The 21,493-nt window shown below is 41.5% G+C and carries 21 protein-coding genes; all 21 read left to right on the top strand.

What is annotated here, in order from left to right; all coding sequences use genetic code 11:
- The first annotated feature begins 3 nt into the window (after nucleotides 1-3).
- The 21 genes from fliF (at nucleotide 4) to AB8618_RS11430 (ending at nucleotide 21,473) form a co-directional block, all read left to right on the top strand.
- Complete coding sequence (gene fliF, locus AB8618_RS11530) at nucleotides 4-1,719, top strand: flagellar basal-body MS-ring/collar protein FliF (RefSeq protein ID WP_413400628.1); 1,716 nt, start codon at nucleotides 4-6, stop codon at nucleotides 1,717-1,719.
- Nucleotides 1,712-2,752 (top strand): flagellar motor switch protein FliG, encoded by a 1,041-nt coding sequence (gene fliG / locus AB8618_RS11525; RefSeq protein WP_010387902.1) that lies wholly within the window; start codon nucleotides 1,712-1,714, stop codon nucleotides 2,750-2,752. The genes fliF and fliG overlap by 8 nt, the downstream gene beginning before the upstream one ends.
- Before the next feature lie 3 nt (nucleotides 2,753-2,755).
- Entirely contained in the window at nucleotides 2,756-3,559 is an 804-nt protein-coding gene (fliH, locus tag AB8618_RS11520) for a flagellar assembly protein FliH (RefSeq protein WP_413400627.1), read from the top strand.
- A gap of 17 nt (nucleotides 3,560-3,576) precedes the next feature.
- Nucleotides 3,577-4,911 carry a flagellar protein export ATPase FliI gene (gene fliI, locus AB8618_RS11515; protein WP_054201721.1) on the top strand — a complete coding sequence of 445 codons (1,335 nt, stop codon included), beginning with the start codon at nucleotides 3,577-3,579 and terminating at the stop codon, nucleotides 4,909-4,911.
- Nucleotides 4,911-5,357: a flagellar export protein FliJ gene (gene fliJ / locus AB8618_RS11510; protein WP_010387909.1), complete on the top strand. Its 447-nt coding sequence runs from the start codon at nucleotides 4,911-4,913 to the stop codon at nucleotides 5,355-5,357. Before fliI ends, fliJ begins: the two co-directional genes overlap by 1 nt.
- A gap of 87 nt (nucleotides 5,358-5,444) precedes the next feature.
- Complete coding sequence (locus AB8618_RS11505) at nucleotides 5,445-7,256, top strand: flagellar hook-length control protein FliK (RefSeq protein WP_413402820.1); 1,812 nt, start codon at nucleotides 5,445-5,447, stop codon at nucleotides 7,254-7,256.
- A 57-nt stretch (nucleotides 7,257-7,313) separates the two neighbouring features.
- On the top strand, nucleotides 7,314-7,841 hold the full coding sequence (gene fliL / locus AB8618_RS11500; protein WP_010387911.1) for a flagellar basal body-associated protein FliL: 528 nt from the start codon (nucleotides 7,314-7,316) through the stop codon (nucleotides 7,839-7,841).
- Between the two features lie 9 nt (nucleotides 7,842-7,850).
- Nucleotides 7,851-8,942, top strand: a complete 1,092-nt coding sequence (gene fliM / locus AB8618_RS11495) for a flagellar motor switch protein FliM (protein WP_010387912.1) — start codon at nucleotides 7,851-7,853, stop codon at nucleotides 8,940-8,942.
- Nucleotides 8,943-8,962: 20 nt separating this feature from the next.
- Complete coding sequence (gene fliN, locus AB8618_RS11490) at nucleotides 8,963-9,364, top strand: flagellar motor switch protein FliN (protein ID WP_010387913.1); 402 nt, start codon at nucleotides 8,963-8,965, stop codon at nucleotides 9,362-9,364.
- Complete coding sequence (fliO, locus tag AB8618_RS11485) at nucleotides 9,361-9,744, top strand: flagellar biosynthetic protein FliO (protein ID WP_409423631.1); 384 nt, start codon at nucleotides 9,361-9,363, stop codon at nucleotides 9,742-9,744. The genes fliN and fliO overlap by 4 nt, the downstream gene beginning before the upstream one ends.
- Before the next feature lie 4 nt (nucleotides 9,745-9,748).
- Nucleotides 9,749-10,489, top strand: coding sequence for a flagellar type III secretion system pore protein FliP (gene fliP, locus AB8618_RS11480; RefSeq protein WP_198523537.1), 741 nt, complete (start codon nucleotides 9,749-9,751; stop codon nucleotides 10,487-10,489).
- 41 nt (nucleotides 10,490-10,530) lie between these two features.
- The gene (locus AB8618_RS11475; RefSeq protein ID WP_010387922.1) at nucleotides 10,531-10,800 is read left to right on the top strand and encodes a flagellar biosynthetic protein FliQ; all 270 of its coding nucleotides are present in this window, start codon (nucleotides 10,531-10,533) and stop codon (nucleotides 10,798-10,800) included.
- 2 nt (nucleotides 10,801-10,802) lie between these two features.
- Nucleotides 10,803-11,582 (top strand): flagellar biosynthetic protein FliR, encoded by a 780-nt coding sequence (gene fliR / locus AB8618_RS11470; RefSeq protein WP_010387923.1) that lies wholly within the window; start codon nucleotides 10,803-10,805, stop codon nucleotides 11,580-11,582.
- A gap of 9 nt (nucleotides 11,583-11,591) precedes the next feature.
- Nucleotides 11,592-12,722 carry a flagellar biosynthesis protein FlhB gene (gene flhB, locus AB8618_RS11465; RefSeq protein ID WP_010387924.1) on the top strand — a complete coding sequence of 377 codons (1,131 nt, stop codon included), beginning with the start codon at nucleotides 11,592-11,594 and terminating at the stop codon, nucleotides 12,720-12,722.
- Nucleotides 12,723-12,793: 71 nt separating this feature from the next.
- The gene (flhA, locus tag AB8618_RS11460) at nucleotides 12,794-14,902 is read left to right on the top strand and encodes a flagellar biosynthesis protein FlhA (RefSeq protein WP_413402815.1); all 2,109 of its coding nucleotides are present in this window, start codon (nucleotides 12,794-12,796) and stop codon (nucleotides 14,900-14,902) included.
- Nucleotides 14,903-14,923: 21 nt separating this feature from the next.
- Nucleotides 14,924-16,411 carry a flagellar biosynthesis protein FlhF gene (gene flhF, locus AB8618_RS11455; protein ID WP_413402813.1) on the top strand — a complete coding sequence of 496 codons (1,488 nt, stop codon included), beginning with the start codon at nucleotides 14,924-14,926 and terminating at the stop codon, nucleotides 16,409-16,411.
- Entirely contained in the window at nucleotides 16,404-17,261 is an 858-nt protein-coding gene (locus AB8618_RS11450; protein WP_413402811.1) for a MinD/ParA family protein, read from the top strand. Before flhF ends, AB8618_RS11450 begins: the two co-directional genes overlap by 8 nt.
- Nucleotides 17,262-17,287: 26 nt before the next feature.
- On the top strand, nucleotides 17,288-17,998 hold the full coding sequence (locus AB8618_RS11445) for an RNA polymerase sigma factor FliA (RefSeq protein ID WP_138605376.1): 711 nt from the start codon (nucleotides 17,288-17,290) through the stop codon (nucleotides 17,996-17,998).
- 40 nt (nucleotides 17,999-18,038) lie between these two features.
- On the top strand, nucleotides 18,039-18,422 hold the full coding sequence (gene cheY, locus AB8618_RS11440) for a chemotaxis response regulator CheY (protein WP_138605307.1): 384 nt from the start codon (nucleotides 18,039-18,041) through the stop codon (nucleotides 18,420-18,422).
- Between the two features lie 16 nt (nucleotides 18,423-18,438).
- Nucleotides 18,439-19,212: a protein phosphatase CheZ gene (locus AB8618_RS11435; protein WP_178956408.1), complete on the top strand. Its 774-nt coding sequence runs from the start codon at nucleotides 18,439-18,441 to the stop codon at nucleotides 19,210-19,212.
- Between the two features lie 14 nt (nucleotides 19,213-19,226).
- A complete protein-coding gene (locus AB8618_RS11430; protein WP_290169715.1) occupies nucleotides 19,227-21,473 on the top strand; it encodes a chemotaxis protein CheA in 2,247 nt (748 codons plus the stop codon).
- Nucleotides 21,474-21,493: the final 20 nt, after the last annotated feature.

The raw sequence follows: 21,493 nt of genomic DNA, 5'->3' as shown, positions 1-21,493 counted from the left end.
ATTGTGGCGCAATCTAATCAATCTACAGATCTGGCACTTGCTGATGGCATGATGGAGCAAAGTGAAAACGAAGATCAACAAGAGCAAAAATCAGGCTATTTCAGCGCCCTAGGCGGTGTTGATGTTTTACGTCAAATTACCCTGATTGTTGCATTGGCCATTTGTTTGGCTATTGCTATCTTCGTAATTATTTGGGCTCGTCAGCCAGATATGCGCCCATTAGGTAAAATGCAAACTCAAGAGTTAATTGAAACACTCGACTTTTTAGATGCGCAAAAAATTGACTATGAACTTGATGGTAATGTGGTGTCAGTTGATGAAACTGAGTATCAAAATATTAAGTTACTGATGACCCGTGAAGGTTTAGAGCAAGGGCCAACATCAGGTAGCGACATTATTATGCAAGACATGGGGTTTGGAGTAAGCCAACGTTTAGAACGTGAGCGCCTTAAACATGGTCGCGAGCAACAACTTGCCCGTACTATTGAAGAGCTAAACAACGTTACTCGCGCCAAAGTACTATTAGCTATTCCAAAAGAAAATGTATTTGCTCGTCGAGAGAAAAAACCCTCAGCAACAGTAGTACTAACGCTTAAGCGTGGTCGATCACTAGATAGCGAAGAAGTTGACTCAGTAGTTGATATGATTGCTTCAGCGGTGCAAGGCCTTGAGCCTTCTCGCGTAACGGTGACCGATCAAAACGGCCGCCTATTAAATTCAGGCTCACAAACCTCTTTGGCTGCACGCTCTCGTAAAGAATATGACCTAGAGCGTAAGCGTGAGCAAGAATACCTAGAAAAAATTGACAGCATTTTAATTCCCGTTGTTGGCTTGGGTAACTACACCGCCCAAGTAGATTTAAGCATGGACTTTAGTGCAGTAGAAGAAACACAAAAACGTTACAACCCAGATTTACCGGCAGTAAGAAGTGAAACCACTTTCGAAGAAAATAATATCGGTGGTTTAGCGGTAGGTATTCCTGGTGCACTTACTAATCAGCCTCCGGTTAACTCAACGATACCTGAAGATGCAATGGCTGGCGGTGCAGGCACGGCTACGTCACCAAGTCGTACTCACAAAGAAGCTACCCGTAACTATGAACTAGATACCACTATTTCTCATAAACGTCAGCAAACGGGTGTGATCCGCAGAATAAGTGTGTCTGTAGCGGTCGATTACTTACCCACGGTTGGTGAAAACGGTGAAACAACCATGACACCACGTTCGGTAGAAGCTTTGTCAAATATTCGTCGTTTGTTACAAGGTGGCGTAGGCTTTGATATGCAACGTGGCGATGCACTTGAAGTAGTAACCGTACCATTTGTTCGTGAAGACTCAGCGCTTGATTTTGAATTGCCTTTATGGGAACAAGATTGGTTTATGAAAATGATGCGCTTAGTATTAGGTGCGCTGGTTATTATTGTACTGATTTTAGCTGTAGTTAAGCCTATGCTTAAGCGCTTAATTTACCCAGATAATACACTTGAAGAATATGATGAAGACTCTCTTAGTTCAGGTGTTGACCTTGGTGACAGCACATTAGATATGCTAAATAATGACTTTGATTCTGCTTCAGTTGGCTTCTCAAGCGATGGTACACTACAGTTACCAGACCTACATGGCGACGAAGACTTATTGAAAGCGGTTCGTGCCCTTGTAGCCAATGAACCAGAACTATCATCACAAGTAGTGAAAGCGTGGTTAACAGAAGATGACTGATCAAGAACAAAAACAACTACCACCGGCGTTTGATGTTGATAAGCTCGATGGTGTAGATAAAGCGGCGATATTATTGCTGAGCTTATCTGAAGAAGACGCAGCGCAAATCCTAAAGCACTTAGAGCCAAAGCAAGTGCAAAAGGTAGGTATGGCCATGGCGGCAATCGATGATTTGTCGCAAGCTAAAATCAGCGCAGTGCACAACTTGTTTATCGAACAAATTCAAAGCTTTAGTACGATAGGTTTTCAGTCTGAAGATTTTATCAAAAAAGCACTTACGGCTGCATTAGGTGAAGATAAAGCTGCCAGCTTAATAGACCAAATTGTTATGGGATCAGGCGCTAAAGGGCTTGATTCATTAAAATGGATGGACTCAAAGCAGGTAGCAAATATTATTCGTAATGAGCATCCGCAAATTCAAACAATAGTGCTTTCTTATTTAGAGCCGGAACAATCTGCTGAGATTTTAGCGCAATTTCCTGAAAAAGTGCGCTTAGATTTAACCATGCGTATTGCCAATTTAGAAGAAGTTCAACCAGCGGCTTTACAAGAATTAAACGAAATTATGGAAAAACAATTCGCTGGTCAAGCGGGTGCACAAGCTGCGAAGATGGGTGGCTTAAAAGCGGCTGCAGATATTATGAACTACCTCGATACCAATGTTGAAGGGCAGTTAATGGATTCTATCCGTGAGCATGACGAAGAAATGTCGCAACAAATTCAAGACTTAATGTTTGTCTTCGAAAACTTAATGGATGTAGAGGATCGAGGTATTCAAGCAATTTTACGTGAAGTGCCTCAAGATGTACTGATGAAAGCCATTAAAGGCACTGACGAAGCGCTTAAAGAGAAGATTTTGGGTAACATGTCAAAACGTGCAGCAGAAATGCTTGCTGATGACTTAGAAGCTATGGCACCAGTGCGCATTAGTGAAGTAGAAGCAGCACAAAAAGAAATACTGTCAACAGCTCGTCGTCTATCAGATTCAGGTGAAATTATGCTTGGTGGTGGCGGTGGTGAGGAGTTCTTATAATTTATGAGTAACTCTAAAGGTCGCCCGTTACACGCTGATGAAGCTGATGAGCTATTAAAAAATTGGCCAATTCCAGATGTTGCGCCAGATGAGCGAAGTTTTGGCAATCGTTCGACCGCTTTTGGTACGCCATTGGCAGAGCTATACCATAAAGAAATGGCCAAAGAGCAAGATGAAGAGCCCGAAGAACAAGAATTACCTTCTCTTACTATGGTGGAGCTTGAGCGCATTCGCCAAGATGCGTATGAGGAAGGTCTTAAGCAAGGACATGAGCAAGGCTATATAGATGGTTTTGATAAAGGCGTAACTGAGGGCAAAGAAGCTGGTTACAAAGAAGGTGTTGAGCTGGGTAAAACCCAAGGTCAAGAAGAGGTTAAACCTTTGATGGATGAGCAGTTAACTCACTTACGCAGCTTGTTAGATAGTTTATCTGATCCACTTAAAAAAGTGGATGACCAAGTAGAAAAGCAGTTAGTGCAGTTAGCTACTATGCTCAGTGAAGCAATTATTTATCAAGAGATAAAAACCTCGCCTGATATTATCTTACATACCTTGAAAAAAAGCATTGATGCACTGAATGCAGAGCAACAGAAAGTTAAAATTCATCTTCACCCAGAAGACCTAACACTTATAAAAACCAGTTATGGCGAGCAGGCTATTGAAGATAATCATTGGCAGTTAATTCCAGAGCCTACATTGGAGCGTGGCGGTTGTGAAGTTAAGACAACACTATCGTCTTTAGATATGACCTTGAAAACTCGTGTCAAAGAAACATTGGATAGTTTTTTGCATAATAGTGGTATCTAACTTTTTATTGGCGTGCAATGTCTGTGAGCGATACTTCATTAAGCGAACGCTTATCTCAATACCAACAACATATTAAAACTCCAGCACCTGCGGTTGCAGGCGTTTTAACCCGAGTGGTTGGTTTAACGCTTGAAGCAAAAGGCCTGCGAGCTCCAGTAGGCAGCCAATGTAAAATTGAAACCATGAGCGGCTTTGTTGATGCCGAGATTGTTGGTTTTAACGATCAAACCTTATATTTAATGCCAAATGATCATATCTCTGGTGTGCTACCTGGTGCCCGAGTTATTCCTCAAGTTAATGATACTGGGTTACCAGTTGGTATGAGTCTTCTTGGCCGAGTTGTCGACGGTTTAGGGCGACCTTTAGATGGGCTGGGTAAAATAAACGCAGAACACACACTTAAATTCGCTCAAAACGCAATAAATCCACTGGCAAGGCGTCCTATTAGTAAACCCATGGATGTGGGGGTACGGGCTATTAACTCAGTAATTACGGTAGGCCAAGGTCAGCGTATGGGCTTATTTGCAGGCTCCGGTGTGGGTAAATCTGTACTATTGGGCATGATGACTCGAGGCAGTGAAGCCGATGTAATTGTAGTGGGTTTAGTTGGTGAGCGTGGCCGAGAAGTAAAAGAATTTATTGAAGAAATACTGGGTGTTGAAGGGCGTAAACGCTCAGTTGTTGTGGCAGCGCCTGCTGATGCTTCACCATTAATGCGATTAAAAGGCTGTGAGAGCGCAGTAACTATTGCAGAGTATTTTCGAGATCAAGGGTTAAACGTATTGTTACTGCTTGACTCGGTAACGCGTTATGCCATGGCGCAGCGTGAAATAGCACTGGCTGTTGGTGAGCCTCCTGCAACCAAAGGTTATCCGCCTTCAGTATTTGCTAAATTACCCGCATTAGTTGAACGTGCCGGTAATGGCGGAGAAGGTCAAGGCTCCATTACTGCCTTTTTTACTGTACTGAGTGAAGGTGATGATATGCAAGACCCGATAGCCGATGCCGCACGTGCCATACTTGATGGGCATATTGTTTTATCGCGTGATTTAGCCGACAGCGGTCATTACCCTGCTATTGATATAGAAAAGTCTATTTCTCGAGTAATGCCACAAGTGGTTTCAGAGCCACATATGCAGCAAGCTCGGGTGCTTAAACAAGTATATTCTATGTATCAACAGAACAAAGACATGATCACCTTGGGTGCTTATCAAAAAGGCAGTGACCAAATGCTTGATCAGGCAATAAACATGATGCCAAGAGTGAACGCATTTTTACAGCAAGGCATGCGTGACGTGATTAGTTATGATGATGGCCTACAAGGGCTCGCACAATTATTAGGACAAGCATAATGGCAAAAAATAAACTACATTTGCTGCTTAAGCTTGAAAATGAAAAAGAAGAAACATTACGCATGAGCTACTTGCAAGCAAATCAAAACTTGCAGCTAAATCAGCAAAAGCTTCAAGGCTTAAATGACTTTCGACTTGAATATACGCAGCAACTTCATATTAAAGGGCAATCGGGCTTATCAAGTGCCGGGTTTAGCCAGTATCACGCATTCATAGCTAAGATTGAAGAGGCGACTCGTCAACAAGCGAGTACCGTTAATACTGCAAAACAAGTAGTGAGCCAGCGTAAAACGTTATGGCTAAAACAACAAGTTAAAGCCAAAGCGGTTGCTAAGCTAATTGAAAAGCAACAGTTAAAAGCGGATATGCTGGTGGCTAAGAATGAACAAAAAATGTTAGATGAGTTTTCCTCTAATCAATTTTATCAAAGGAATAAAGCACTATAAGTTAGGCATACTAATTGCTTGTGTTCTATAAGAGCAATGTTTTTTAGGATTGTGCGGTGGGCTGTTGCCGCTTTTATTAGGTGATTTATGGCGATGAATGATATTTCAATGTTGGCGGTATCTGAGCAAGACTCATACCTAGTTAATAAAGACAGTGATAAAGCAAAATTAGATAGCAGTAATGATACTGGCTTTTTTGACCAACTAGCACTTGCTAACCAAGCTTCTGATACACAAGATTCAGAGGTCAAAGCGCCACACAAGCAGCAATCAGATGAACCATCCGATCCAAAAGAGCAAACTAGCGAAGAGAAGCCTTTGAGCGGTGAGGATATGCTGGCGCAAATTAATGCGGCACAGGTAATCGACACCTCAGTAAAAAATAACTCTCATGGCGGCGCAGAGTTAATAGACAAAGACGCTGTCAAAATAAACATCAAGCCTGAAGATAAGCTCGCACCTATTGTTATTAATTTGCCAAGTGATGAAACTGTTGATGATGCAGCTATTTTACAAGCACAAAATGCTATAGGTGCTGAATCATCGAGCAAAACTACTGTTGAGTCTTCACCGCTTGGTAGTCAATCAATAGCGACAGCTGCCACAGCCGGAGAATCTGAGGCTGTTAAAAATGAGCAAGCGGTTGCAAAACCATCAGATAAGCCGACTGATTCTACAGGCACTAAAGCATCGATAGACGCCTCTGTTTTGGCGTTGTTATCAAAAGATGATAATGCAATAAAAGCTGATAAACTCTTAGCAAATTTAACGCCTGCTCAACAAGGTGAACTTGCTACTGAGCTAGATGCGATGAGCAAGCCCATTAATAAAGACAATGTAGCGGATTTAAAGCAGTTACTCAGTAAGTATGTTAGCGAAAGCGAGAAACCGCAAACTCCTCAACAAGCCATTAATGCACAAATAAGTACGCTAACGACCCCAGAGAAACAGGCATTGCTTAATCAGATGCAGGCATACATTAAAAGTGAGCCTCTATCTACTAAAGAACTTACTTTATTAAAAGGGGTTATCAGTGATTTAGAAACAGCTATCAACGCAGACACTTTGTCTAGTGCCAAAGGTAAACCGCTGTTTGCTAATAATACGTTGATAGCAGGTGTTACACCTAAAACGCAACAAGGTACAGAGTCGGCTAATGTAAAACCTAAGCTAAAATCAGAAAGCTCTAAATCGATAGCCGAAACGCCTGAGGAGCTTACTAAACAGCTTGATGTACTACAAAAAGAGAGTATGCGCGCCACTAACGCAGAACAAATGCCACCGCGTGCTGCACAGATTTTTTCTCAAATCATTAATATATTCGATAAATCGTCGCTTAATACTATCGCTAAATACGATACTTTAGGCTACGAGCAAGCTATTATTGAAGCGCAAAGTTTACAGGCTGGGCAGTTGCAAAGCACTGCGCAAGCTAAACAGGTGAGCATTGATCCTGCCACCTTACAGGCATTAAATATTATTAAAAGTGATGCCGCAAAAATGCTACAAGAGCGCGTTACTTCAATGTTAAGCATTAATAACAAAGAAGCTGAAATTCGTTTAGATCCACCTGAGATGGGCAGTATGCAAATTCGTATTCGAAGTGATGCGGAGCAAGCACAAATAAACTTTGTAGTGCAAAATCAGCAAGCCAAAGAAGCGCTAGAGCAATCATTACCTAGGCTTAGAGAATTATTAATGCAACAGGGTTTAGAACTAGGTGAAAGCAGCATTTCTTATGGTGGTTCATCTCCAGAACAAAACGAGCAACAAGAAGGTCAGCCACAAGGTCAAATGGCTAATAATAGCTCTTCAGATGAGACAAATAGTGAGCAACCAGATAAGCAAACACATAGTTCTGGACAACAAACGTCATCATCAATAGATTACTATGCCTAAGTCCTGCTATTATAATAGTTAAAACAAGCAAATACCTTTGCGAATAAAGGAAATACAATGGCTGAAGATACTAATTTAGAAATAGAAGAAGTCAGTAAAAATAAAAGCAAACTCATTATAATTATAGCCGCTGTATTAGTTATTGTTGGCGGTGTAGCTGGTTACTTTTTACTATCGGGTGATGATGAGCCCGTAGAAACTTTAACAGATGATGCCGCCAGTGGTGAAGTAGCCGCAGAATCATCAAGCTCCTCGGCAACGGTCGGCAGTGCGCTATATGTTGCTATGCCAAGACCTTTTATATTTAATGTTCCAGGGGCGAGCCGCGATAGAATTGTACAAATTAAAGTGCAATTGCTGGTGCGCGGAGATGGCAATGAAGAAACGGCTAAAAAACACATCCCACTGATTGAAGGCACGCTATTGAGTGTATTTTCAATGACTACCGCAGATGAACTAAGCACCAGTGTAGGCAAAGAAACACTGCGCTTTACTGCGCTAGATAAAGTACAAGCTGCAATGATGGATGTGGAAGGAAGTAAAGTAATTGAGCGGGTACTGTTTACCGGCTTTGTGATGCAATAAGGGGTCAGTGTGAGCGATTTATTATCCCAAGACGAAATTGATGCGCTATTACACGGTGTTGATGAGGTCGAAGAGGAAGATATACACGACGGTGAAGACGGTGAGGGAAGTACGCTACAGTATGACTTCTCTTCGCAAGATCGCATCGTGCGTGGTCGCATGCCGACACTTGAAATTGTTAATGAGCGATTTGCGCGTCATATGCGAATTAGCCTATTTAACATGATGCGCCGCACCGCTGAGGTGTCAATTAATGGCGTGCAAATGATCAAATTTGGTGAGTATATTCATACCTTATTTGTACCAACCAGTTTGAATATGGTGCGTTTTCGCCCACTAAAAGGCACTGGTTTAATTACCATGGAGGCGCGCTTAGTCTTTATACTGGTAGATAACTTTTTTGGTGGCGATGGTCGTTATCATGCCAAAATTGAAGGGCGTGAATTTACCCCAACAGAGCGCCGTATCGTGCAAATGCTGTTAAAAATAATCTTTGAAGATTACAAAGAAGCATGGGCACCGGTTATGGATGTGTCGTTTGAGTATCTTGATTCTGAGGTGAATCCCGCTATGGCTAACATTGTTAGCCCAACCGAAGTAGTGGTTATTAGCTCTTTTCATATTGAGCTTGATGGCGGCGGTGGTGACTTTCATATTGCGCTGCCTTATTCAATGCTCGAACCTATTCGAGAGCTACTGGATGCAGGTGTTCAGTCTGATACTGAAGATACCGATTTACGTTGGAGTAAAGCGCTTCGTGACGAAATAATGGATGTGGAAGTCGATTTGTCGACTCAGCTACTTGAAGTTGATTTAAGCTTAAAACAAATTATGGAGCTCAAGGCGGGGGATATTATTCCTGTTGAAATGCCTGAGCATATTACTGTGTTTGTTGAAGAGTTGCCAACATTTAGAGCTAAAATGGGTCGCTCACGCGATAACGTTGCGCTACAAATTAGTGAAAAAATTAAACGCCCTGATTCAGTTAAATCTGAGCTGCATGTCTTTACTAAAGGCGGCAAAAAAATTGATTCAGATGCAGAATTAGCAGAACTAGAAGATGATTTACACCTTTCAAACGGTGTAGACTTAGACTGGTAATTGATTAAAAGGTTAAAAGTATGAGCGATGATCAAGATACGATGGACGAATGGGCAGCAGCACTTGCTGAGGCTGAGGGAACTGATGATGATAGTGCAGAGGTTAAAGTAACCGAGCTTGATGAGCTGGATGATTCAAAGCATGAGCTCAGCGGTGAAGAAAAACGTAAACTCGACACTATTTTAGATATTCCCGTTACTATTTCGATGGAAGTAGGGCGTTCTAAAATTAATATTCGTAACTTATTACAACTTAACCAAGGCTCAGTTGTTGAGCTTGATAGGGTTGCTGGTGAACCGCTTGATGTATTAGTTAACGGTACATTGATAGCACATGGTGAAGTGGTTGTGGTGAACGATAAGTTTGGTATTCGCTTAACTGATGTAATTAGTCAGGTTGAACGGATCAAAAAGTTACGATGATAGCATTACTTGGTTTAAGCAATTCTGTGTTTGCAGCTACCGATGCTGCAACACCCACCACAGACATTATTTCAATGGTGATGTCGTTAGGTGTGGTGGTCGTGTTAATTTTAGTGTTGGCTTTTTTTGTTAAAAAGCTTAATCCAAATTTAACCAATAACGATGAGTTCAAAGTGATTCGCAGCCTCCCTTTAGGCTCACGCGAGCGCTTGATGGTAGTTGAGATAGATAATGCACAGCATCTATTAGGTGTAACTCCACATAGCATTAATTATTTACACAAGTTAGAAAACCCCCTAACAGAGAAAGAGTTACCAGAATTAGCGAAGCGTTTTGGCAAAATGTTAAACCCACAACTTAATCAAAATAAAAAGAATTAATATTATGACCAAATGGCTGCTTATTATTCTTGCCATCGTGTTCATTCCTGGTGTTAATGCAGAAGGGATTGACGCGCTTACGATCACAAGTAATCCAGATGGCACGCAAGACTATTCAGTGACGCTACAAGTGTTAGCGATCATGACGGCAATGAGCTTTATTCCAGCAGCCATTATCATGATGACCTCGTTCACTCGAATTATTGTAGTATTGGCTATTTTGCGCCAAGCGATTGGCTTACAGCAAACCCCTTCGAATCAAGTATTACTAGGTATGTCGCTGTTTTTAAGTATTTTTATTATGGCGCCTATTTATGAGCAAATAAACGAACGTGCAATCGAACCGTACTTAAGTGAACAGGTAACATCACTAGAAGCACTCGATTTAGCTAAAGAGCCAATGAAAGCTTTTATGCTTTCTCAAGTACGATTAAAAGACTTAGAAACCTTTGCAAAAATAGCTGGGTACGATCAGCTTGATTCACCCGAAGCAACGCCAATGATTGTTCTTATTCCGGCGTTTGTGACCAGTGAGCTACAAACGGCCTTTATTATTGGTTTTATGTTCTTCATCCCCTTTTTGATTGTCGATTTGGTGGTTGCATCGGTGTTGATGGCCATGGGTATGATGATGCTATCCCCCATGATTGTATCGCTACCGTTTAAGATTATGTTGTTTGTATTGGTTGATGGTTGGAGCTTGGTGATGGGTACGCTCGCTAAAAGCTTTGGGTTGGGCACATAGTGGTGCTTTCTACTTTGAACCAATCACTCTAGGAGTCGCCCATGGAACCTGAAGTATTTGTTGATATTTTAAGTGGAGCCCTATTTTTAGTGATTAAGCTGGTGTCTGCTATTGTGGTACCTGGTTTAATTATTGGTTTAGTAGTGGCAGTATTTCAGGCGGCAACCTCAATTAATGAACAAACACTGAGCTTTTTACCGCGTCTATTAATTACTATTAGTGCGTTAATAGTGGGTGGACATTGGTTTACTCAAGAGCTGATGGATTTTTTTAATCGCTTAGTGCTTCTTATACCCGAAATAGCAGGTTAACGATGGAGTTTCCATTTTCCGTTGTTATTCAATGGTTAAGTGATTTTTTACTGCCCTTGGTGCGTATTAGCTCAATGATCATGATTATGGCGGGTATTGGCGCTAAAAACGTCCCTTCTCGAATTAAAATGGGCTTGGCTGTTGTAGTCACATTTTTAGTTGTGCCTGTTTTACCTCCAGCTACATTTACTAATTTATTTTCTTTTGAAATGGTTTTAGTGGTGCTACAACAAATGCTGATTGGTGTTGCGATTGGTTTTGCATCCACACTACTGCTCAATACATTTGTTTTAGCCGGGCAAATCCTTGCTATGCAAACTGGTTTAGGTTTTGCGTCTGTTGTTGACCCCTCAAATGGAATGAGTGTGCCTGCTGTAGGGCAGTTCTACCTCATTTTAGCTACCTTGTTATTTTTTGTATTTAATGGCCATTTAATGATGATTCAAATGGTGGTACATAGTTTTCAGGTATTGCCAATTGATGGTAATTGGTGGGCGGTTGATCATTATTGGGACATAGTGACATGGGGTGGTTGGATGTTTACCACTGCACTAGTGCTTTCGTTAGCGCCATTAACGGCCATGCTTGTAATTAATATGTCATTTGGCATCATGACCCGTGCTGCCCCACAGTTAAATATCTTCTCTATAGGCTTTCCGTTTACCTTAGTGGCAGGGCTCGTTATTATTTGGGCTACCCTCGGTAACTTTATCACTCAGTTTGAGTTCCAATGGCTAAAAATGGTTGAGCTAATGTGTACTCTAGTTGGTTGTTCCCCTTAGGAGAGCGTAATGGCTGAAGATTCAGGACAAGAAAAAACCGAAGAACCCACGCCCAAAAAAGTTGATGATGCCAAAAAGAAAGGCCAAATAGCGCGCTCTAAAGAGCTAGGTACTATGTTTGTACTTATTTTTTCTGCTATTTCTCTATTAATGTACGGCCCTGAAATTGGCAAAGGCTTGTACCGAATTATGGGCAGAATGCTTAGTCTTAATCGCAATGAAACCTACGACACCACAAAAATGTTTGCGGTGTGGGGGGAGGTGGCCGACGTACTGTTATTTCCTATGTCGATGTTTGTACTTATTATTGTACTCGCTGCGTTTATTGGTAACACCATGCTTGGCGGCTTTAATTTTAGCTGGCAGGCAGCTGCGCCCAAAGCCAGTAAAATGTCGCCAATGAAAGGTTTTACTCGGATGTTTGGGCCGCAAGCGGCTATTGAACTACTTAAGTCATTATTAAAGTTTGGCCTAGTGGCGACCTTCGCTATCTTTTTAATTAATGTTTATTTTGATGAAATATTACATTTGAGTATAGAAAGTGCGCCGGGCAATATCGTGCATGCTTTAGAAATATTAGCCTGGATGTTTTTAGGGTTATCTTGCACCTTAATTATTATTGCAGCTATTGATGCGCCATTTCAAAGTTATAGCCATAACAAACAGCTTAAAATGACGATGCAAGAAGTAAAAGATGAATATAAAAACTCTGAGGGTGATCCGCAAATCAAAGCGCGTATCAGGCAAACCCAACGTCAAATGTCGCAAAAGAGAATGATGCAAGATGTTCCCGATGCCGATGTTATTGTTACCAACCCGACTCATTACTCAGTGGCTTTAAAATACGACACAGAGCGAGCTGGAGCGCCTATTGTACTAGCCAAAGGTGTTGACGAACTCGCTATGCAAATTCGTAAAATTGCTTTGGGTAATGAAGTGCCCATTGTTGAGTCGCCGACCTTAACGCGAGCGCTTTATCATACCGCTGAAGTAGGGGATCAAATTCCCGATCAGCTCTTTACAGCAGTTGCTCAAGTGCTTGCCTATGTATTTCAGCTTAAACGGTTTAAAAAAGGCCGTGGAAAACGCCCTGTTGCGCTTAATAAAAAGCTGCCAATCCCTGATGAATTTAAGTATTAACCACCAACCAACTAACTTGGAATAGTTATTGCAATTTCAGCGTAGTGTCAATTTTTTGAAATTGTAGAGTTATGGAATTTAAAGCGGTATTACAACAACTTAATAAAGATAAAAAAGAATATGCAAAGGGCGTTGGTACACCGCTTTTAGTCTTAGCTGCGCTTGGCATGGTTATTTTACCCCTGCCTCCATTTCTGCTTGATATATTATTTTCGTTTAATATCGCGCTCGCATTAGTAGTATTACTGGTCACCGTATATACCATGAAGCCGCTTGAATTTGGCATGTTTCCAGCTGTGTTGTTAATCGCCACAATCATGCGTTTAGCACTTAACGTAGCCAGTACCCGGGTGGTACTACTTGAGGGTCATAATGGTGGTGATGCTGCTGGTAAGGTAATTGAAGCATTTGGCTCGGTGGTTATTGGTGGTAACTACGCCGTGGGTTTAGTGGTATTTTTGATTCTAATTATCATAAACTTTGTGGTAATTACCAAAGGTGCAGGGCGTATTTCAGAAGTGTCAGCACGTTTTACCCTTGATGCTATGCCGGGTAAGCAAATGGCGATTGATGCAGATATGAATGCTGGCTTTATTAGTGCAGAGCAAGCTAGAGAGCGTCGTGATGAAGTAACCCGTGAAGCCGACTTTTATGGTTCTATGGATGGTGCCAGTAAATTTGTAAAAGGGGATGCTATCGCAGGTATCGTCATTTTAGTGATTAATATTGTAGGTGGTTTATTTGTTGGCATGATCCAGCATGACTTGAGCTTTTCACGTGCTATGGAAGTGTACACACTATTGACCATTGGTGATGGCTTAGTAGCGCAATTACCTTCATTACTACTTTCAATTGGTACTGCGATTGTTGTAACGCGTCAAAATGAATCGCACAATATGGGCGATCAGTTTAAGCAGCAGCTAGGAAACGAAAAATCATTATTTATTGCCTCTGGTATCCTCATTACTATGGGTTTAGTCCCAGGTATGCCGCATATTGCATTTTTAAGTTTAGGTGCGCTTTTAGGTTACCTTGCATACTACACTCAGCAAAACAAACTTAAATTGGCGGCTGCTGAGGCCGAAGAAGCTGAAAATGCAGCCTCAGGTAACGGGATTGCGGCTAAACAAGAACAAAAAGAACTGGGTTGGGATGATGTACAGCAAGTTGATGTTATTGGCTTAGAAGTGGGTTATCGGTTAATTCCTTTAGTAGACCAATCACAAGGTGGCGAGCTGTTAAACCGTATTAAAGGGGTGCGTAAAAAATTATCTCAAGAGCTAGGCTTTTTAGTGCCGCCAGTGCATATCCGCGATAATCTTGAGCTCGACCCAAATGCGTATCGCATCACCATGATGGGTGTATCAAGTGGTGAGGGTGAGCTTAAACATGGCGATGAACTGGCAATTAATCCTGGCCAAGTGTTTGGCCCGCTCAAAGGCATTGAAACTACAGACCCTGCATTTGGTTTAGATGCGGTATGGATAAAACCAGATCAAAAAGATGAAGCGCAATCTTTAGGTTATACCGTAGTTGATTCAGCAACCGTTGTGGCCACTCATATTAGCCAGTTACTCACAAATAGCGCCGCATTATTGCTTGGCCACGAAGAAGTACAAAACTTATTAGATATGTTAGGTAAAAGCCACCCTCGCTTAGTTGAAGGGCTGGTACCGGATGTATTACCGCTGACCACCATCGTTAAAGTACTACAAAACTTATTAAATGAAGGGGTAGCAATACGAGATATGCGTTCGATTGTTCAAACCCTTGTTGAGTATGGCCCTCGTAGCCAAGACCCTGATGTATTAACGGCTGCAGTGAGAATATCGTTGCGTAGATTAATCGTTCAAGATGCTGTTGGTATGTCTTCTGAAATCCCTGTCATAACCTTGGCGCCTGAGTTGGAACAGATGTTGCATCAGTCACTTCAAAATGCAGGTGATGAAGGTGCCGGAATAGAACCAGGACTTGCTGATAGACTTCAAACATCATTGAATGAAGCACATCAAAATCAAGAAATGGCCGGTGAACCTTCAATATTGCTAACGTCAGGAATGTTACGCACTGTGTTATCTCGATTTGTTAAATACACCATTCCAGGATTGCGAGTGATGTCTTATCAAGAGATACCAGATGAAAGACAGATCAAGATTGTCAGCTCTGTAGGCCAACAATAAGATTTTAAAGGGGTTTGAATTATGAAAATTAAACGTTTTTTTGCTAAAGACATGCGCACCGCACTAAAAGAAGTAAAAGAAGAGCTTGGTGTTGATGCGGTTATTATGTCAAATAAGAAACTAGCTAATGGCGTTGAAATTGTTGCTGCTGTTGATTACGACAAAGCCGCGACAAAAGCGCCAGAGCAACCTCAAAGCCAACCAGCTGCAAGTGCTTCATTTGCACATACCCAGAGCTCACATAACTTTGTAAAACCAGAGCCACAGCGCGCTCAACCTAAGCCACAAGCAAAGGTGGCAGACAGTTTACAAGCTTTATTAGAACGTCAATCTCCCCGTCCTCGTTCAGCAGAGCTTGCGTCAATGTTTTCACAATCAGGTATTGATACTTCTGGCCATTATCAAGAACAAGAAGCTGTGCAATCTCGACCTAAAAATATGTTTGAACGTGAACAAAGTGCGCCTGCACGTCCTCGTACTCAAGCTGATAGCTTAGGTTTTGATGATTTAGACAGTGGTTTTGACGATTTAGACTCACCGAGTGCACCACGCCAGCAAACGATGCAAAACGAGTCGAGTGATATAAGCACCATGCGCGAAGAAATGAACGCAATTCGTCAATTACTAGAACATCAAGTGTCAGGTTTAATGCAACAAGATATGGCACGTCGCGATCCAACCCGTGCATGTATGATTGACCGTTTAGTGGGTATGGGAATAGATAAAGACGTTGCTGAGCAGATGGCATGCTTTGTACCCGATGCTGTATCTCGCCAACAAGGTTGGAAAGCCTTATTGAATATGGTTGAAGATCAAATGCAAACCACTAACAACGAAATTCTTCGCCAAGGTGGTGTTTATGCTCTAGTCGGCCCAACAGGAGTAGGTAAAACCACCACGGTTGCAAAATTAGCTGCATTAGGTGCGCAAAAGTATGGTGCTGATAAAGTTGCGCTTATTACCACTGATACCTACCGTATTGGTGCGTATGAGCAGCTAGCAACTTACGGTCGAATTATTGGCTGTGGCGTAAAACAAGTTAAAGATGCAAATGAATTAGCAGAAGTTTTATACCATTTACGAAATAAACGTCTAGTCTTAATTGATACAGCAGGAATGAGTCAGCGAGATTTACGTTTAACTGAGCAGCTTAATACCTTAATGCGTAATCAACGTGTGGATATACGTAGTTATTTAGTATTAAGTGCTACAGCGCAAATCAATGTATTACAAGAGACAGTAAGGCACTTTAAAAAAGTACAGCTTAGTGGATGTATTTTTACTAAGTTAGATGAGTCATTGAGTTTAGGTGAGATTATTAGTATTGCGATTCAAAATCGTCTCCCAATAGGGTATCTTACTAATGGTCAGCGAGTACCAGAAGATATCAGAGTGGCAAATGCTGAAAAACTAGTAAAAAAAGCTGAGCAATTGTATTTAAAAAGAATAAAAGCACAACAATCACGACACCAATCAGTGGCGTCGAACACAGTAGAGATGTATGATTAACACAGTTTTAGATCAAGCAAGCGGCCTTCGCAAAATGAGTAATAATAATAACGGCGTAAAAGTTATCGCTGTCACCGGCGGCAAAGGTGGAGTGGGAAAAACAAACGTATCCCTTAACACGGCAATCGCGTTAGGCCAACAAGGCAAGCGTGTGCTGGTATTAGATGCTGATTTAGGGTTAGCTAATTGTGATGTTATGCTTGGACTGCGTGTAGAGCGTAACTTGTCTCATGTTTTATCAGGTGAATGTGAACTCGAAGATATTTTAGTTGAAGGCCCCGCAGGCATAAAAATAGTACCTGCAACATCGGGCTCGCAAAGTATGGTTGAGCTATCTCCTTCAGAGCATGCTGGACTTATCCGTGCATTTAGCGAGCTTAACACCGATTTTGATATTTTAATTGTGGATACCGCAGCAGGTATTTCTGACATGGTCTTGAGCTTTTCTCGTGCCGCACAAGATGTGGTTGTGGTGGTATGTGATGAGCCAACCTCAATTACTGATGCTTATGCACTAATTAAAGTACTGAGTCGTGAACACAAAGTAGAAAAATTTAAAATTGTTGCCAACATGGTGCGTAGCTTACGTGAAGGGCAGGAATTATTTGCTAAACTATCAAAAGTAACCGACCGATTTTTAGATATAACCATGGAGTTGGTTGCAACAGTTCCTTATGATGAGAATATGCGCAAATCAACGCGTCGCCAAAAAGTGATAGTTGAAGTTTTTCCAGGGTCTCCTGCTGCGATTGCTTTTAAAACACTGGCGACAAAAATTACTAAGTGGCAAACACCTAGTCAAGCCTCGGGTCATTTAGAGTTTTTTATTGAGAAGCTAGTTAGTAACTAACGATGACAATACCGGTGAATAGAGCTATGGGATATCAGTCAGCACAGAATTTAAATATGATTGTTGAAAAGCATGCCTCATTAGTCAAAAAAGTGGCATGCCATTTAATTGCTCGTTTACCGGCCAGTGTGCAACTAGATGATTTAATTCAATCAGGTATGATTGGCTTAATAGAGGCTTCAAAAAACTTCGATGCCAGTAAAGGCGCGAGTTTTGAAACCTTTGCGGGTATTCGTATTCGTGGTGCAATGATAGATGAAATGCGACGAGGTGATTGGGTTCCACGTTCAGTTCACAGAAAAAGTAGACTAGTAGCAGAGACGATAGTCGCGCTTGAAAACAGTTTAAATCGTGAACCTAAAGATAGTGAAGTGGCTGAAAAACTTGAAATTTCGTTAAATGAGTACCATCATATTTTAAATGATGTCAATGTAAGCAAAGTTTTGGGCATTGAGGACCTTGGTATTGACGATGATGTGATTACACCTCATGGCCAAGATTTAGCACTAGACAAACCTTTCAATAATGTTAAAAATGAACGGTTTAATGAGTCTTTACTCAATGCGATAAAGTCGTTACCGGAAAAAGATGCAATGGTGCTTTCTTTGTACTATAACGATGAAATGAATTTAAAAGAAATTGGGCATATACTCGATGTTAGTGAGTCGCGTGTAAGTCAGATACATGGTCAGGCGATGATTAAGCTTAAAGCAAAAATCAATGACTGGATAAACTAGAAGTAAGTAAATAAAGGTTCAGGCCTCACTGGAGGATGTTTTGGATAAAAACATTAAAATTCTTGTTGTTGATGATTTTTCAACAATGAGACGTATTATTAAAAACCTGTTGCGCGATTTAGGTTTTACCAATGTTCAAGAAGCGGATGATGGGTCAACTGCTTTACCTATGTTGCAAAATCAAGTATTTGATTTTGTTGTAACAGATTGGAATATGCCAGGCATGCAAGGTATTGATCTTTTGAGGGCAATTCGAGCTGATGACAAATTAAAGCATATTCCTGTTTTAATGGTTACAGCAGAAGCTAAAAAAGAACAAATAGTAGCTGCCGCCCAAGCAGGTGTAAATGGTTATATTGTTAAACCATTTACTGCAGGTACATTGAAGACTAAATTAGAAAAAGTGTTCGAACGCTTAGGTTAATGAGAGGGAGAGGCTTATGTCAGCACCTGCTGCGCCTCAGATTACTTTAGAACAAGCTCGCCAGTTGGTTGTTTTTTTAGAAAATGGTGAGCAAGATAAAGCGAATCAGTTAATTTTAGAAACAGCTTCACAAGAGCAATCACAGTTATTTGCTGAGGTAGGTAAGTTAACGCGTCAATTACATGAAGCTTTAAAGAGTTTCGAGTTAGATACGCGCTTAACAGATATTACCACTGATGCCATCCCTGATGCTAAGAAACGCCTCAACTATGTCATGGAAATGACTGAGAATGCAGCCAATAAAACAATGGATGCAGTTGAAGCTAGCTTACCTTTAGCGCAAGAAATTGCTGACGAAATTTCTGATATCAAGCCAACGTGGGATCGGTTAATGAACCGGGAAATTGAGCTTGGTGAGTTTAAGTCACTTTGTCATAGTATTGATAAGTTTATGAACAGCTCTCATCATAAAACTGATGAGTTGCAGATGTTGATGACCAATGTATTGATGGCTCAAGACTATCAAGATTTAACTGGTCAGGTTATTCGTCGTGTTATTGAACTTGTGCGTGAAGTTGAAGAAAGCTTGATCCACTTGTTAACTGCATTTGCAGCACAAGGTGAGGTTGAGCCAACACAACAGACCGAACAACCAGAAGAAACAGAAGATTCCATTGTTGCACAAACACTAGCAGGCCCTGAAGGGCCTATTATTGATAAAGAATCGCGTAATGATGTTGTATCTGATCAAGATGAAGTTGATGATCTATTATCAAGTTTGGGCTTCTAATAGGAGAGTACTGCATGAGCTTTGAAGTCGATGAAGATATTTTACAAGACTTTTTAGTAGAGGCCGGAGAAATCCTTGAGCTTTTATCTGAACAGTTAGTAGAACTGGAAAACAACCCAGATGATACTGAACTACTAAACGCAATATTTCGTGGTTTCCACACTGTAAAAGGTGGCGCCGGCTTTTTGGCAATGACAGAGCTTGTTGATGCATGTCATGGTGCTGAAAACGTGTTTGATTTATTGCGCCAAGGTGTAAGAACAGTTAACTCTGAATTAATGGATGTAATTTTACAAGCGCTCGACACCATTAATGAAATGTTTGCCACAATTAAAAATCGTGACCAGCCAGAACCTGCTGATCCAGAGTTACTTGCAGTCCTTCATAAGCTTGGACAACCACCGACGGCAGAAGAGCTAGCCGGCGATGCTGTAGTTGAAGAAGATACAGCCTCTGTTGAAACCCCATCAGTAGAACCTGAGGCCGCTGTAGAACAACCTAGCAATGATTCTGAAGAAGACCCATTCGCATTTGATGAATTATTTAGCGGCCCAGATAGTAGTAGCTCAGACTCTCAGATTGATGAAATAACTGAAGATGAGTTCGAAAGTCTTCTTGATGAGCTTCATGGTAAGGGCCAGTCCACGCAAGAAAAACAATCCCCATCAAGCGACAGTGATGTAAATGGCGATATTACAGATGATGAATTTGATAGCTTATTAGATGAGCTTCATGGTGTTGGTAGTTTTGGCGAAGTTACTCAAAGCACTGCAAGTACACCACAGCAAGCACCATCAGCTCCTGTAGTAGATTCACAAAATAGTGACTCAAGCGCGGGCGATGATGAAATAAGTGACGATGAATTTGAAGCTTTGCTAGATGAATTACATGGCAAAGGTGCACCTAAAGCTATAGAAGCATCGGCTCCGGCAAGTAAACCTGAGCCCGTAGCCGCAAACAAGTCTGCACCTGCTGCTACACCGAAACCTGTACCGAAACCTGAACCGAAACCGGTACCAAAAGCAGAGCCTGCTAAGCCGGCGCCTGCTCCACAGCCAGCCAAGGCCGCGCCGCCTAAAAAAGCAGCGCCTCCACCGGCAGAAACAACGGTTCGTGTTGACACCAAACGTTTAGACCAAATAATGAATATGGTAGGCGAGCTGGTACTTGTGCGAAACCGTTTGGTGAGTCTGGCAACAAACTCTGACAGCGAGGCTATGGGCAAAGCTATTTCTAATTTAGATGTAGTGACTGCTGATATCCAAGGTGCGGTAATGCAAACGCGAATGCAGCCAATCAAAAAAGTGTTTGGCCGTTTTCCCCGTGTAGTTCGAGATTTAGCACGAACGCTACAAAAAGATATTAATTTATTACTTGTTGGTGAAGACACTGATTTAGACAAAAACTTAGTAGAAGCATTGGCAGATCCATTGGTGCATTTAGTGCGCAACTCAGTGGATCATGGTATTGAAATGCCAGATGTTCGTGAAGCATCGGGTAAACCTAGAACGGGTACTGTGACTTTATCAGCTTCTCAACAAGGCGATCATATCCTACTTACCATCCAAGATGATGGTGCCGGTATGGATGCTGAAAAGCTTAAAAAGATTGCGATTAGTAAAGGGGTGCTTGATCACGACCAAGCGAGTCGTCTTTCTGATACTGAAGCATATAATCTTATTTTTGCACCTGGTTTTTCAACTAAAGAAGAGATCTCAGATATTTCCGGCCGTGGTGTTGGTATGGATGTGGTTAAAACAAAAATCACCCAACTCAATGGCTCGGTGAATATCAAATCAGAAATGGGTGTTGGTACTACTTTAGAAATTAAAGTGCCACTTACTCTAGCGATACTGCCTACCTTAATGGTAATAGTTGGGGAACAAACCTTTGCGTTGCCGCTGGCGGGTGTGAGTGAAATATTCCATTTAGATTTAACAAAAACCAATGTGGTTGATGGCCAGCTAACTATAATTGTTCGTAAAAAATCAATTCCACTATTCTACCTTGAACATTGGCTCATTAAAGGCGCCGATAGAGGTCAGCGAAAAGCACAAGGTCATGTGGTTATTGTGCAAATAGGAACTCAAAAAGTGGGTTTTGTTGTTGACTCGCTCATTGGTCAAGAAGAAGTGGTAATTAAGCCTCTAGACGCATTACTTCAAGGTACGCCAGGTATGGCAGGTGCAACAATCACCTCTGATGGTGGTATTGCACTGATCCTAGATGTGCCAAATATGTTAAAGCATTACGCTGGATAATTAAAAGTAGGCATACATTT

Source organism: Pseudoalteromonas sp. RW-H-Ap-1, assembly GCF_048318575.1.
In the GTDB taxonomy this organism is placed as follows: domain Bacteria; phylum Pseudomonadota; class Gammaproteobacteria; order Enterobacterales; family Alteromonadaceae; genus Pseudoalteromonas.
The sequence above is the reverse complement of the archived record's forward strand: the minus strand, read 5'-3'. Positions and strand labels throughout refer to the sequence as shown.